We start from the raw sequence: 13,919 nt of genomic DNA, 5'->3' as shown, positions 1-13,919 counted from the left end.
GCCGCCCTATCTGCGGTAGCCGGGGCGCAGCGCCCGATCGGCGAACCCGATGAGTTCAAGCTTCTCCAGGCCGTCCCGCACGCGAGGGGTGAGCAGCCCGATGTTGTTGAGCGCCGAAATCACCTTGGAGAAGACCGCCTGGCGGTACTTGACCATCAGATCGTCGTGGGCGGCGAACTCGACGCCCTCGGCGCGGTCGACCTCGATGCGCTCCCACACGTCCTCGAGCAGGAACCGGCGCCGCATGAGCACCGCGGCCTCCAGGACCATGTCCTCGCGGTCGGCCAGCTCGGCCGTGGTCATCTCCCGGTAGATCCCGGACAGCGACATGACGCCGAACGTCACGTGCCTGGCCTCGTCGCGGGCGACGAGCCGGGTGATGTCGCAGATCAGATCGTCGTGGAACGTGCTGTGCGCCAGCCGGAACGCGGCCATGGCCAGCGCCTCGACGATGATCTGCATGCCCAGCGCGGTGATGTCCCAGCGCGAGTCGGACAGCAGGTCCTCCAGCAGCTCGCGCAGCGGCTGCGTGATCGGGTACGGCTCCGGCACCTTCTCGTTCAGGTAACGGGAGAACGCCTCCACATGCCTGGCCTCGTCGGCGGCCTGGCTGGCCGCGTAGTACTTGCTGTCCAGGTCGGGCACGACCTCGACCAGCCGGGCCGCGACGACGAGCGCGCCCTGTTCGCCGTGCAGGAACTGGCTGACCATCCATGACTGGAGTTCCCAGCGGAAGGTGTCCCACATGGGCCGGCCGCGCCGCGCCAGCGGGGACGACGCGAAGGAGGCCATCGCGAACGACGAGTCGTCGGGCAGCGGGCACCCGAACGGCACGTCGATGCTCCAGTCCACATCGGTCGTCGCGTTCCACTGCGCCTGCTTGGCCCGCTCGTACAGCGACAGCACCGTAGGGGACTCTGACTCGTATTTCCAGGTTAGCCACGCCTGAACCGGGGTGGTCACCGACAAGCCGGACATGAAGCCCAGATAACCAGACCCGCGAGCCGGACACCAGACTTTCCATCTTGTTTCTTGTATGTTGTTTGCTACAGTCACCATGGTGATCGAGGTACCGGCGTCGATCGGCCAGCGGCTGCTCGCGATGATCGGCCACTACCGCCCCGGGCACGGCGCGTTGAACTGCCCATTGCTGTGCCGGCTGCGCGGCCCGCTGGAGATCGCGGCGCTCCAGGCCGCGCTGGACGGCCTGACCGAGACCCACGAGTCGCTGCGCACCACGTTCACCGGCCGGGGTCCGGCGCTGAGGCAGGTCGTCCACCCGCCCCGCCCGCTCCCGCTGACCGTGGTCGGCTCATGTGACGACGCCGCGGTCGACGCCGAGCTCGCGCGACCCATCGACGTCACGTCGTGGCCCGCGCGGGCCACCCTGTGGCGCGCCGGGCCGGCCGACCACACGCTCTGCCTGAACCTGCACCACCTGGTCACCGACGCGTGGTCCACGGGGGTCCTGTTCGCCGAGCTGCGCCTTCGCTACGCCAGGGCGCTCGGGCGGCCCGCGAACCTGACCGCGCCCTCGTGGCAGTACCGCGACTTCGTCGAGTGGCAGCGCGACCTGTGCGACGGGCCCGGTCTGGACCGGCATCGCGACTACTGGCGGGACCGCCTGTCCGGGCTGCGGGTCCCCCGGCTCCCCTATCGCGAGCCGCCGCCCGGCGCGACGCCCGGCATGGTCACGGCCGATCTGCCCTCGTACGTCGTGGACGGCCTGCGCGAGATCGCCCGCGACTGCGGGACCACGCTGTTCACCGTGGCGCTGGCCCTCTACTACGCCGTCCTCCGGCAGGCGTGCGGGCAGGACGACCTGCCGGTCGCCTCGCTGTTCGCCAACCGCGCCCGGCCCGAGTCCCGTGGCACTGTGGGATTCCTGGCCAACATGGTGGTGCTGCGGACCCGGCTCGGCGAGAGCATGAGATTCCCCGATCTGGTGCGCGCCACGCACGCGACGGTCGCGGGAGCCCTCGCCTACCAGGAGCATCCGTACCAGACCCTCCCCCTGGAGGCGGCGACGAGCCCGGGCGGCGGGCGGGTCGACGACGTGGTGTTCCAGATGATGGCCGAGCTGGACTTCACGGCGAGCGCGGCGGGGCTGGAGTTCGAGCTGCTCGTGCCGGACGGCATCGGCAGCCGCTTCGGCGTGGAGCTGGCCATCGCGCCGCGCGGCCGCGGCCTGCGCGCCGTCCTGTTCTACACGCCCCGGCTCGACGACGACACGGCCGCCCGGCTGCTGTCCGGCTACGTCTCGGCCGCGACCGCCGTGGCCCGCGACGACGGCGCGCCGGTCGCCCAGCTCGGCACCTGACCCGCCACGTCCAGCTCCACGCAGCTCGCCGCGACCTGGATCGCCCCGGCCACGTCGGCCGCGTTCGCCGCACCGTGCGCCACCACGCACACCCCCCGCACGCCGAGCAGCACGGCGCCCGGCTCGGCGGCCAGCTGGGCCCGGATCGCCGACGACACAGCCGATGTCACCGGTTTCGCCGCGTCGCCGAGCGTGGTCCTGATGGCGGCCAGCGCCACTTCGGCTGTCGCGTCCAGGGTCCGCTCGTAGGTCTTGAGCGTGATGTCCCCGGTGAGTCCCTCGCACACGACCACGTCCACTCGCCCGGTGAACAGCTCGTACGCCTCGACATGGCCAACATATCGCCCGACCCGCTCGGGCAGGGCGGCGATCAGCACGTCCGCCGACCGCTGCACGGGACCGCCCTTCACGGTCTCCTCCCCGTTGGACAGCAGTCCGATCCTGGGCCGGTCCACGCCCAGGCGCAGCCGCGCGTACGCGGCGCCCAGCTCGGCGAACTGGACCAGCCAGCTGGCCGGGCACGCCGTGGCCGCGCCCACGTCGAGCAGCACGGTCGGGGACGCGCCCGGCGCGGGCAGCAGCGTGGCCAGCGCCGGATTCAGCACGCCGGGCGCGCGACGCATCCGCACAGCGGCGGCGAGCACCGCCGCGCCCGTGTTGCCCGTCGTCACCATTCCGTCGGCGAACCCACCGGCGACCGCGCCCGCGGCCACCATCAGCGACGAGCGCCGTTTGGCCCTTGTGACGGCGATCGGGTCGTCGTCCATCGCCACTCGCTCGGGCGCGTCCAGGATCGCGAACCTGCCCCCCGCCGCCCGGGAGAGCTCGTCACGCGGCCCCACCAGCACGATCTCGTAGCGGTCGGCCAGGCGCAGCGCGCCCTCCACGACCGGCTCTGGGCCGAGGTCGCCACCCACGGCGTCCACGGCGAGCCGGATTCTCCGCCGCATTGTCCGCGACCCTCTCACCCGGCAAACACTAAGCTATCTCGTATCTGATGTCTGCTGGCTCCGACGATGGAGGAGACACATGAGCGGCTCACCTGCACCCACGATCATCCCGACCCTTCGCTACCGGGACGTCGACAAGGCCATCGACTGGCTGACCGGCGCGCTCGGTTTCGCCGCCGTGTTCGTCGCCCGCGACGACTCCGGCCAGATCGGCCACGCCCAGCTCACCCACGGCACCGGAATGATCATGCTCGGTCCGCACTCCGACGGCGACGACGACCGTCTGTCGGTGGACATGGGCCCCGCCGGCGTGTATGTCATCCTCGGCTCCGACGAGATCGGCGCGCACTACGAGCGAGCCGTCGCGGCGGGCGCCGAAGTGGTCCGCGAGCTCCGCGACGAGTCCTACGGCGGCACCGGCTACGCCGTCCGCGACCCGGAGCTCAACGTGTGGAGCTTCGGCACCTATCACCCGGCGATGGGCTGACCGTGACCGGCTACGACGTCATCGTCGTCGGGGCGGGCACGGCCGGGGCGGTGCTCGCGGCCCGGCTGAGCGAGGACCCCGCACGACACGTGTTGCTGCTGGAGGCCGGGCCCGACTTCGCCGGTGCGGCGAGCCTGCCGCCGGCCCTGCGCGAGGAGTTCCAGGTGCTCGACCCGCGCTACGACTGGGGGCTGGAGGCCGCCCTCGTCGGCGAGCGGCGCGGCATCGTGGCGCGCGGCCGGGTGGTCGGCGGGTCGTCGCAGACCAACGCGCGCGGCGCGATCCGGCCTCCGGCGTCCGACTTCGCCGCGTGGGCCGCGCTCGGCCTGCCCGTGTGGGGCTGGGACCGGGTGCTGGAGTCCTTCCGGGCGATAGAGACCGACGCCGAGTTCGGGCATGAGCCGTACCACGGGTCGGGGGGACCGCTGCCGATCACGCGCTGGACCGCGTCAGAGCTGGCGCCGGGCGCGGCGGCGCTGCTCGCGGCGGCACGGGCCTGCGGACATGCCGACCTCCCCGACCTGAACGCCCCCGACGCGGCCGGAGTGGGAATCTACCCGCAGAGCCGGGCGGGCAGGTCGCGGGTCTCGTCGGCCACCGCGTTCCTCGACGCCGCCAGGTCGCGCCCCAACCTGACGGTGCGCGGCGACTGCGAGGTGAGCCGGGTCGTCGTCGCCGGCGGCCGGGCGACCGGGGTCGAGGTGGACGGCGAGTTCATCGCGGGCCGCGAGGTCGTGCTGTGCGCGGGCGTGCCGTACAGCCCGGCGCTGCTGCTGCGGTCCGGGATCGGCCCGGCCGGGGAGCTGAGGACCCTCGGCATCGACGTGGTGCTCGACGCGCCGGGCGTCGGGCGCCGCGTCATCGACCAGCCCGGAGCCGCGATCCCCGTGGTGCCGGCCGCGAGCGCGGGCGCGGACTGGTGGGAGACCAACCAGGTCGCCGGGCGCGACCGGATCCCCGGATACGAGGACGGGTCACTGTATCTGGTGTTCTTCTCGGGGATCGACATCCCGCCGCTGGCCGCGATGATCGGCAGTGACCTGCTGAGCATGGTCAGCGTCGGCGACCTCGCGCCGGCCTCGCGCGGCCGGATCACGCTGCGCGGCCCGGATCCGAAGGACCAGCCGCTCGTCGAGCTGAACTTCTACTCGGCCGAGGGCGACCTGGCCCGGATGCGGGCGGCGCTGCGGCACGCGTGGGAGATGGCCAACCGGGCCGAGTTCACCGCGTACGTCGACCGGTTCGGCCTGGTGGACGACGCGACGATGGCCGACGACGAGCGGATCGACGGGCTGCTCACGCACACGACGACCAGCCGCTGGTCGCTGCAGGGGGGCTGCGCGATGGGCCCGGACACCGACGCCGAGGCGGTGGTGGACGAGCGGCTGCGGGTGCGCGGCGTCGACGGCCTGCGGGTCGCCGACGCTTCGGTCGTCCCCGTGCCGTTGCGCGCCCCCACCGCGCTGGCCTGCGCGATGATCGGCGAGCATGCGAGCCGGATAATGCTATCTGCTATTTGACTCTAGTATTTGCGCCACAAACCCACATATCGTTCCTGCCATGGAAGGGATATCGGTCAACGTCGAGAGTCTGCGGAAGCGGTACGGCGAGGTGGACGCCGTCGCGGGAGTCTCGTTCCAGGTGGCCTCGGGCCACGTCGTCGCCGTCCTCGGCCCCAACGGGGCCGGGAAGACCACCACCATCGGATGTCTCACGACCCTGATCCGCCCCGACGGGGGCCGCGCCACGGTCATGGGGCACGACGTCGTCGCCGAGGCCCCGGCCGTACGGGGACAGATCGCGGTCGTCGGGCAGTCGGCGGCCGTCGACGAGCTGCTGACCGGCCGGGAGAACCTGGTCTTCTTCGGCCGGTTGCTCGGCGAGCCGGCGGCCCAGGCGAGGAAACGCGCCGACGAACTGGTCGAGCGGTTCGACCTGGGCGAGGTCGCCGGCAAACCGGCGGGCACCTATTCCGGCGGCACCCGCCGCCGCCTCGACCTGGCGGTCGGCCTGGTCGTGCGGCGTCCCGTGCTGTTCCTCGACGAGCCGACGACGGGCCTCGACCCGCGCAGCCGCCAGGAGCTGCACGCCCTGATCCGCGAGCAGCGCGACCTCGGCGTGAGCGTGCTGCTCACCACGCAGCAACTGGACGAGGCCGACGCCCTGGCCGACCGGGTGGTCGTCATCGACCACGGCCGGGTCATCGCCGAAGGCACCCCGGACATGTTGAAGGCCCAGGTCGGCGGCTCGTTCTGTGTCGTCATGATCGCCGACGAGGGGGTCCGCGCCCAGGCGCTCGCGGCGCTGCGACCGAGCCTGCCGGACGCGGGCGTCGCCGACGACGCGATCGTCGTCCCCGCCAAGGGCACCTGGACCCTCACCGAGGCCGTCCGCATCCTGGACGCCGCCGGCATCGAGCCCGATGACATCGCCCTGCGCCGCCCCACCCTGGACGACGCCTTCTTCGCCCTGACCGCCGACGCCAGAGGCGCGCGATGACGGCGGCGACCCCGGCCGCGGGGCTGGTGCGGGGCGCGGGTGTGCTGGCGGCGCGCAACCTTCGGGTGCTCAACGTGAAGGGGCTGGTGGCGGCGGTCGTCAACCCGCTGCTGTTCTTCGTCGCGTTCTACGTGGTGTTGCACAACCTGCTCGAGAGCCGCGGCGTCGACTTCGGCGCCTTCTTCCCGCCGGGGATAGTCGTCCAGGCGATGGGGCTCGGCGCGATCGCGACCGGCCAGTTCGCGTGGCGAGACCAGCGCAGCGGGCTGTTCGACCGCTACCGGCAGATGCCCATCCATCGGGGGGCGATCCTCGCGGGACGGCTCGCCGCCGACCTGCTTCCGGCCGCGATCTCGGTGCTGGTCGTGGTGCTGGCGGGGCTGCTGACCGGGTTCCGGTTCGAGGGCGGGCCGCTGGGCGCGCTGGGGTTCCTGCTGCTCGCGCTCGCGTTCTGGGTGGCCCTGGCCACGGGAACGGGCGCGTTCGGGATCGCCATGCGGCGGGTCGACGCGGTGACCGCGATGCTGTTCGTGCCCTTCCTGCCGCTCATCAACTTCTCGACCGCGTTCGTACCGGTGCAGGGCTTTCCCGGCTGGCTGCAGCCGGTCGTGCGGCTCTCGCCGTTCACGGCCGTCGCCGACGGGCTGCGCGCCCTCGCGGCGGGCGGTCCCTCGTACGCGCCGGTGTGGCAGGCCGTGGCCTGGATCGCCGGGCTGACCCTGCTGTTCTTCTGGTCGGCGATGACGGCGTTCCGGAGGATGTCATGACCTTCACGCTGCAGGCCTCGCTGATGGCGGGCCGGAACCTGCGCCGGTTCCTGCGCTCCCCGGCGCGCGTGCTGAGCGCGCTCGTCATGCCGCTGATCCTGATGTTCATGATGCTGGCGCTGCTCGGCGGACTGATCGGCGACTCGGCCGGGACGTTCGGGTACATCGGCCGCCTGGCGCCGCTGATCGTTCTTTCCACGGCCACGCTGGGCGCGGGCCTGGCGTCGGTCGGGTTCTACCGCGACCTGAACGACGGCATGCTCGACCGGTTCCGCACCCTGCCGATCAGGTTCGGTTCCGTGCTTGTGGGCCGGGTGGCGGGGGATGTCTGCTCGGGGCTGCTGACGGCCGTGGTGGCCACCGCCGTCGCGTACGCCGCCGGGTTCAGGTTCACCCAGGGGACGCCGGCGGCGCTGGCGTACTTCGGGGTGTTCGCGCTGTTCGCCATGATGATGTCGTGGGTGGCGGTGCTCGTGGCGCTGGCGGCCCGCACCGACCTCGGGCCGTTGAACGCGCTGAACGGGCCGACGCTGCTGCTGTTCTTCCTGTCGTCGGGGTTCGTGCCGGTGGAGAACTTCCCGTCGGTGGTGCGGCCGGTCGTCCGGGCCAATCCGCTGTCGGTCGCCGACAACGCGATGATCGGTCTGTCCAGCGGCGGCCCGGTGGCCGTCCCGCTGCTGCAGACGCTGGCGTGGACGCTCGGCGTGAGCGCGCTGTGCGCCCTCCTCGCGGTACGGCGGTTCACCGCCCGGACTACGACCTAGCGTTGGTGGGCGGGGCCGACTCACCGAACTGCTCGGTCTCCACCACCCGGCACAGCATCTGCTGGGCCCCGGTCGCGATCAGGCGCCCGTCGGGCGACCACACGGCCGCCCGGCCGGCCGCCAGACCGTGCCGTACGGACATGCCGTAGCCCTCGACCAGCAGCCATTCGGCCTCGGGTGCCGCGTCGTGGAACGACACCTGCAGTTGCATGGTGGGGGCGACGAAGAACGGCACCCCGGGCGGGCAGGCGAGCAGCACCGCGGGGAACGCGGAGGTGTCGATGTGCAGCAGCGCGCGGCAGGCGTCCAGCCACAGGTCGCCGGGGAAGACCGGTCGCGGGCGCAACCGCATCCAGCCGCGCATGTTCACCTCGCCGAAGCCGCCGGGCATGCCCTCGAACCACGAAACCGGCCGGGTCTCGCAGTTGGCGAGCTGCGGGAACGACATCTGCCCCCATTCGGCGGCCCGCTCCTCGATGGTCGGCACCCGCTCGGGCTCGGGCACGTCGGGCGCCGCGGCCAGGCGCTCGTCCGGCCCGGCCAGATCGCCCGCGGCGGCCCACACCGTCGCGTCCAGCACGGCCCGGTCGCGCTGCGTCATGCTGACGCGCAGGGCCTCGGTCCGCCGGCTGGACCGCAGCCGGGTCACCTCGATGCCGACCTCCTCGAACCGCGCGACGTTGAGGAAGTCGCAGCTGATGCTCGCCGGCCGGGCCATCCCCGAGGCTCGGCCCGCCGCGCGGAGCGCGACCGAGGCGAGGTAGCCCCCGATGGGCCCCCAAACGTTCCAGTCCTCCGAAAGCACCGCACGGAAGCGCAGGTCATCGAGCTGCTCGACGTCCGTGTCCAGCCCAAGGTCCGCCATCGCCGCGCCCTCCAATTGATCTTGTATCTGTTATCTAGTCAAAGATAGAACAATCTAGACAACGACGGAACGGCTACCTAGATTGACGGCATGTACGGTGATACTGGAGCATCCTCCGGCAAGCTGATCTCCCTCCCTCAAAACTTCGGGTTATGGTCCCAGGGGGTCCTGCGCAGCGCCGGATTCCCGATCGGGCAGTTGCTGCGCCTGTCCGATGACGCATATGTCACTGCCGTCGGCGAACTGCTCGACGCGGAGGAACAGGGTCGCGACACCGGAGCGGCCCGGGCCCGGCTGACCGAGGCGGCCCAGGCCGCCGGAGAGCGCCAGAACGAGCGGCTGGCCGCGGTCGCCCGCCGCGCCGACGTCCTGGAGGCCATCGCCTGGCAGAACCCGGACGTCGTCGAGTCCATGATCGTGCCGTTGGGTGAGACGGGCCGCGACACCCCTCGCAACCAGCGCCTGCGCAAGCGGCAGCGGCTGCTGGCGAAGTACTGGACGCGCTACTGCGCCAAGAACGAGACCATCGGCTTCTTCGGCCCGAGTGTCTGGTTCGCCCTGCGAGACGAGGGCGAACCGCTGCGGATCAAACCGGGCGCGGCCGTGACGGGCTCGCGCAGCGTGTTCCTCGAGCCGTGGGCGGTCGACACGCTCGCCCAGGTCATGGGCCGTGACCCGGAGATCCGGCCGTGGGTCGCGCCCCGCCCGCACCACGCCTGCCACCTCGCCGGCGACGGCGTCACGCTGCTCACCCTGGGCGGCCCGGTCACGCTGGAGCCGCTCGAGGCGACGGTCTTCGCGCTCCTCGACCACACGCGGAGCGCTCGCGAGGTGGCCGCCGCCCTGCCGTACGAGGAGGAAGAGGTCTTCGCCGCCATCGAGGGACTGGTGAGCAGGCAGCTCGCCTTCTGGGACCTGGAATGCTCGCTGCGTCAGCGCGCCGAGGTGGACCTGCGTGAGCGGCTCGGCCGGATCGGCGACCCGCGGGTCCGCGCGGCGGCGCTCGGCAGGCTCGACCGGATAGAGGCCGCGGTGGGCGCGGTCGCCGAGTGCCGCGAGCCGGCCGCGCTGGTGACCCGGATGCAGGAGTTGGAGACCGTTTTCACCGAGCTGACCGGCGTCGACCCCAGCCGCCGCCCCGGCCAGGCGTACGGCGGGCGGCGGCTGCTGTACCTGGAGGCGACCCGCGACGTCGAGGTGTCGTTCGGCCCGCAGGTGCTGGAAGCGGTGACCGAGCCGCTGGGACTGCTGCTGACCGGGTTCCGCTGGTTCGCCGAAGAGGCCGCGCGTGCCCTGCGCGCCACCTTGTCGGACGCCTTCGACGCCTTGACGACCGCTTCGGGAACCACGGAAGGCGCGGAAGGCGCGGACGTCGGCTTCAACGAGCTGGTCTTCTCGGTCGCCGACCAGGTGTTCATCCCCGGCGACCGGCCGCTGGACCGGCTGATGGCCGAGTTCACCCGACGCTGGCGTGACCTGCTCGGCATGGACACCGACGCCCCCGAGATCGCACACACCAGCGAGGCGCTCGGGCCGCTGGTCCGCGCGGCGTTCCCCGCGTCCGCGCCGAGCTGGACCTGGGGCCGGATCCACAGCGTCGACCTCCATGTGGCCGCGACCGACCCGGAGGCGTTCGCGCGCGGCGAGTTCTACGCGATCCTCGGCGAGGCGCACTCGACCTACAGCCCGATCGAGTGCGGCGCGATGTCGTGGTCGCATCCCGACCCGGTCGAGCGGCGGCGCATGTTCGACACGATCATCCCGCGCGGGCGGGTGATGCTCAGCCCGGTCAAGGACTTCCCCAAGGTGGTCGCGAGAGCATACGCCGGGCAGGGACCCGACGACTGGTGGCTCTGCGTGTCGCAGTACCCCGCGCCCGACACCGACCGGCTGCTGCCACTGTGCGGCCTGCGCGTACGGCGAGCCGCCGACGGCCGGCTCGAAGCGGGCGTGCCCGGCTCGGAGCACTGGTTCGACGTGGCCGAGATCTGCGGCATGTGGACGGTCAACGAGATCGTCGACCTGCTCAAGCTGGTGGTCCGTGGGCACGAGCGGACGCCCCGGGTCACCATCGACGGCCTCGTGCTGTTCCGCGCGTCGCGCTCGTTCCCGGTCGCGGATCTGGAGTGGACGCGCGGGGCGAGCGACCAGGAGCTGTTCGTGGCCGCGCACCGCTGGCTGCGCCGTACCGGCCTGCCGAGGATCCTGTTCGCGGCCATCAGCACCGAGCCGAAGCCGGTGTTCGCGGACTTCGGCAGCGAGGTGCAGGTGGCCAACCTGGCGCAGCTGGTGCGGTCCGCCGCCGAGACGCCGGGGGCCACCGTCACCTTCAGCGAGATGTCGCCCGCCCCCGGCGAGACCTGGCTGGCCGACGCCGAGGGCGAGCTGTACACCAGTGAGCTACGACTGCAGTTCGTCGATCAGCTCGGCACGACCTGAAGCGGCAGCGTGCTGAACCCCCGGAACATCCCGCTCGCCTTGTAGTCGAAGTCCTGCGAGGCGAGCTGGATGTCGGCGAACGTGTCGAGCAGCGCGCCGAACGCCAGCGTCCCCTCCAGCCGGGCCAGTTGCACGCCGAGGCAATGGTGGGCGCCCCACGCGAACGACAACGGCGGCTCGGCGGGCTGCGCGCCCGCGTAGCGGGTCAGGTCGAGCCTGTCGGGGTCCTTGAACTTGACCGGGTCGCGGTTGGCCGCGCCGATCACCACGACGATCTGCTCCCCCGCCGAGATCGCGGTGCCGTCGGTGAGCGTGGTGTCCTGAATGACGCTACGGCCGGTGATCTGGATCGGCGAGTCGTACCGCAGGAACTCCTCAACCGCCGGAGCCAGCAGCGACCGGTCGGCCCGCAGCCGGGCCATCTCCTCGGGATTCTGGCACAGCGCCGACGTGCCGAGGCTGATCAGGTCGGTCATCGTGTGGAATCCGGCGCTGAACAGCAGCACGACCACCGAGACGAGCTCCTCGACGCTGAGCCGGTCGCCGTCGATCTCGACCGTCGAAAGGCCCGAGATCAGGTCGTCCTCCGGGTCCTTGCGCCGCTGTTCGAGCAGCTCGGTGAAGTACTCCTCCATCTCGGTCATGGCCGCGTCCGCCTCGCGCAGCATGTCGAGGTCGTGGATGTAGACCGTGTCGACGGCCGTGCTGGCCCGCTTGGTCAGCTCGCGCAGCCGCGCCCATTCCTCCTCCGGCACCCCGACCAGCTCGCCGATGACCGCGATCGGCAGCGGATGCGCGAACGCCTTGACCAGGTCGACCTCACCGCCACCGGCCGGGACGCTCTCGCGCATGGGGTCGATGAGCTTGGCCACCTGGGCTTCCAGCTTGGGCCGCAGCTTCTCCACCCGGCGCGGGGTGAAGGCGCTGCTGATCAGCCCCCGCAGCCGCGTGTGCTCCGGCCCGTCGAGGAACAGCAGGGTCCTGATCCGCTCGTCTCCGCGCTCCTTGCCCAGCTTCGGCCGTACGCCCGACTTGTCGAACGCCGGGCTCTTCATCGACAACCGGCAGTCGTCGTACGTGGTCAGCACCCAGCCCGACCCCTGCCCGGGGATCTCCAGCCGATAGTGCGGATCGGCCGCCCGAAGCGCGTGATAGTGCGGGTACGGGTCCCGCACCGTCTCCGGGGTCTTCATCATGAGCTCCATCAGGAGCGTTTCGGCACCCGTCGGTACGGACATGACGCCTCCGCTGTATCTTGTGTTCTGTCGCCCTTCACATCATAGATACGTGAACCAAGAAGCAATACCCCCCGGCGACTCAGCGGAACCGGCAGGCCTGTGGCCCTCGGTCGCCATTGGCGAGGTCAGTCGAAGTCGGTGCAGGTCACGTACCAGTTGCCGGACAGGTGGTCTGCCGTGGAGACCGGGAGGTCCTTAACCTGCCCGTTCAAGAAGGACGGCATTCCCGGTCCGATTGACGCTCCGGATGGGGAAGAGGCCCACGAACCTGTCCACCCACACGGAGTCGTCGTCCTTGGGGAGCGACTCGACGTATGCCGTGAGAGCCGGTTCGGAGATGAGAAAGGCCGTGCGCATCGGAACACCAAGAATCACCAGGGTGGCGGTCACATGAGGTCGTCTCACGGAAATCCAATTGGCGGCCGGTCCGGGCACGGACAAGACTCGGCGTGGTCCGGTATGACGTGACGAGATCCTGAGTCGCTGAGTTCTCGCAGGTGAACCACGGTTGGAACACGGATTTGGGAGGCGCTGTGGCGGTGACGATCATCTATGAGACGCATTCGACCACGACCGACAACGAGGCCGAGATCGCCACCGGCCAACTGCCCGGCGAGCTCTCGGCGCGAGGCCGGGAGCAGGCCGCCGAATTGGGCGCCCGGCGCCGCGATGACGGGCTCGCGGTGGTTTTCACCTCCGACCTGCACCGGTCTGTGGAGACCGCGCGCATCGCGTTCGCGGGCCACGACATCGAGATCCGCCACGACCCGCGACTGCGCGAGTGCGACTACGGCACCATGACCGCGATGCCCGTCGCACGGCTCGCCGCCGAACGGGCCGCGCACATCGATGTGCCGTGGCCAGGCGGGGAGAGCTACCGGCAGGTCGTCACCCGCACCCGCGCCTTTCTCGACGACCTCGCTGCCGCATTCCCCGGCGCCCGAGTCCTCGTGATCGCGCACAGGGCCAATCGGTGGGCCCTGGACCACCTGCTGAACGGCCTGCCGTTGGAGGACCTCGTCGGCGACCCCTTCGACTGGCAGCCGGGCTGGGCCTACCACCTGGCGACCCGGCAGGACGACAGAATCGCGACGGAGCGGATCGCGCTGACCCCGCTCACGATGGCGGACGCCGCCGACATGGCCGAGGTGCTGGGCGACCCCGAACTGTACGCGTTCATCGGCGGATCGCCGCCGACCCTGCCGGACCTGCGAGCGCGCTATAGCCGAATCGCCACTGGACGGTCACCGGACGGCCGGCAGGAGTGGCTCAACTGGATCATCCGCCGCCGCTCCGACGGTCAGGCCGTCGGCACCATGCAGGCGACCGTCATGGACGATGGACGACGCGCGGAGATCGCCTGGGTGGTCGGCCTGTCCTGGCAGCGTCAGGGCTACGCCACCGAGGCCGCGACCGCCCTGGTCGCGTGGCTCGACGCCAGGGCAGTGTCCCGGATCCAGGCCCACATCCATCCCAGCCATCATGCCTCCATGGCCGTGGCCGCCCGGATCGGACTCACACCGACCGAGCACATCGAGGACGGCGAACGCCTCTGGCAGCGCGACCGACAGGACGACGAGCCGTGACGCC

General features: G+C 71.3%; 12 protein-coding genes. 8 read left to right on the top strand and 4 right to left on the bottom strand.

Translation table 11 applies throughout. The annotated features are described in order from the left end of the window. Positions 1-6: 6 nt before the first annotated feature. Complete coding sequence (locus ABH927_RS12490) at positions 7-906, bottom strand: ferritin-like domain-containing protein (protein WP_370021025.1); 900 nt, start codon at positions 904-906, stop codon at positions 7-9. A gap of 154 nt (positions 907-1,060) precedes the next feature. Between ABH927_RS12490 and ABH927_RS12485 the strand changes: the two genes are divergently transcribed. Beyond that, positions 1,061-2,320 (top strand): condensation domain-containing protein, encoded by a 1,260-nt coding sequence (locus tag ABH927_RS12485; RefSeq protein ID WP_370021023.1) that lies wholly within the window; start codon positions 1,061-1,063, stop codon positions 2,318-2,320. Here the strand turns inward: ABH927_RS12485 and ABH927_RS12480 are convergent. After that, entirely contained in the window at positions 2,254-3,270 is a 1,017-nt protein-coding gene (locus ABH927_RS12480; protein ID WP_370021021.1) for a phosphate acyltransferase, read from the bottom strand. The genes ABH927_RS12485 and ABH927_RS12480 overlap by 67 nt on opposite strands. A 79-nt stretch (positions 3,271-3,349) precedes the next feature. Here ABH927_RS12480 and ABH927_RS12475 point away from each other — a divergent pair, with 79 nt between their 5' ends. From ABH927_RS12475 to ABH927_RS12455, 5 genes are read left to right on the top strand one after another with little or no spacing between them, the layout of a single operon-like run. Continuing rightward, complete coding sequence (locus ABH927_RS12475; protein WP_370021020.1) at positions 3,350-3,757, top strand: VOC family protein; 408 nt, start codon at positions 3,350-3,352, stop codon at positions 3,755-3,757. Between the two features lie 2 nt (positions 3,758-3,759). Next, positions 3,760-5,277, top strand: coding sequence for a GMC family oxidoreductase (locus ABH927_RS12470; RefSeq protein WP_370021019.1), 1,518 nt, complete (start codon positions 3,760-3,762; stop codon positions 5,275-5,277). A 40-nt stretch (positions 5,278-5,317) separates the two neighbouring features. Beyond that, complete coding sequence (locus ABH927_RS12465) at positions 5,318-6,256, top strand: ATP-binding cassette domain-containing protein (RefSeq protein ID WP_370021018.1); 939 nt, start codon at positions 5,318-5,320, stop codon at positions 6,254-6,256. Then, on the top strand, positions 6,253-7,023 hold the full coding sequence (locus ABH927_RS12460) for an ABC transporter permease (RefSeq protein WP_370021016.1): 771 nt from the start codon (positions 6,253-6,255) through the stop codon (positions 7,021-7,023). The genes ABH927_RS12465 and ABH927_RS12460 overlap by 4 nt, the downstream gene beginning before the upstream one ends. Beyond that, positions 7,020-7,787, top strand: coding sequence for an ABC transporter permease (locus tag ABH927_RS12455; RefSeq protein ID WP_370021014.1), 768 nt, complete (start codon positions 7,020-7,022; stop codon positions 7,785-7,787). Before ABH927_RS12460 ends, ABH927_RS12455 begins: the two co-directional genes overlap by 4 nt. Here ABH927_RS12455 and ABH927_RS12450 read toward each other — a convergent pair. After that, positions 7,777-8,652, bottom strand: coding sequence for an acyl-CoA thioesterase (locus tag ABH927_RS12450; RefSeq protein WP_370021012.1), 876 nt, complete (start codon positions 8,650-8,652; stop codon positions 7,777-7,779). The genes ABH927_RS12455 and ABH927_RS12450 overlap by 11 nt on opposite strands. 90 nt (positions 8,653-8,742) lie before the next feature. On the opposite strand from ABH927_RS12450, the gene ABH927_RS12445 reads away from it, so the two are divergent. Continuing rightward, complete coding sequence (locus ABH927_RS12445; RefSeq protein ID WP_370021010.1) at positions 8,743-11,091, top strand: lantibiotic dehydratase; 2,349 nt, start codon at positions 8,743-8,745, stop codon at positions 11,089-11,091. On the opposite strand, the gene ABH927_RS12440 is transcribed toward ABH927_RS12445, so the two are convergent. Beyond that, a complete protein-coding gene (locus ABH927_RS12440; protein WP_370021008.1) occupies positions 11,073-12,329 on the bottom strand; it encodes a cytochrome P450 in 1,257 nt (418 codons plus the stop codon). The genes ABH927_RS12445 and ABH927_RS12440 overlap by 19 nt on opposite strands. A gap of 539 nt (positions 12,330-12,868) precedes the next feature. Between ABH927_RS12440 and ABH927_RS12435 the strand changes: the two genes are divergently transcribed. Further along, a complete protein-coding gene (locus ABH927_RS12435; RefSeq protein WP_370021006.1) occupies positions 12,869-13,915 on the top strand; it encodes a GNAT family N-acetyltransferase in 1,047 nt (348 codons plus the stop codon). Positions 13,916-13,919: the final 4 nt, after the last annotated feature.

Origin of the sequence: Planotetraspora sp. GP83, from assembly GCF_041262585.1 — a bacterium.
Classification (GTDB): domain Bacteria; phylum Actinomycetota; class Actinomycetes; order Streptosporangiales; family Streptosporangiaceae; genus JAOEGB01.
Note: the sequence above shows the minus strand (reverse complement) of the source record. Positions and strands in the feature narration are given on the sequence as shown.

Bases quoted from the DNA above. Each gene is read 5' to 3' on its own strand.
- ABH927_RS12480 (WP_370021021.1), bottom strand. From the start codon at position 3,270: ATGCGGCGGAGAATCCGGCTCGCCGTGGACGCCGTGGGTGGCGACCTC.
- ABH927_RS12475 (WP_370021020.1), top strand. From the start codon at position 3,350: ATGAGCGGCTCACCTGCACCCACGATCATCCCGACCCTTCGCTACCGG.
- ABH927_RS12465 (WP_370021018.1), top strand. From the start codon at position 5,318: ATGGAAGGGATATCGGTCAACGTCGAGAGTCTGCGGAAGCGGTACGGC.
- ABH927_RS12460 (WP_370021016.1), top strand. From the start codon at position 6,253: ATGACGGCGGCGACCCCGGCCGCGGGGCTGGTGCGGGGCGCGGGTGTG.
- ABH927_RS12455 (WP_370021014.1), top strand. From the start codon at position 7,020: ATGACCTTCACGCTGCAGGCCTCGCTGATGGCGGGCCGGAACCTGCGC.
- ABH927_RS12450 (WP_370021012.1), bottom strand. From the start codon at position 8,652: ATGGCGGACCTTGGGCTGGACACGGACGTCGAGCAGCTCGATGACCTG.
- ABH927_RS12445 (WP_370021010.1), top strand. From the start codon at position 8,743: ATGTACGGTGATACTGGAGCATCCTCCGGCAAGCTGATCTCCCTCCCT.
- ABH927_RS12440 (WP_370021008.1), bottom strand. From the start codon at position 12,329: ATGTCCGTACCGACGGGTGCCGAAACGCTCCTGATGGAGCTCATGATG.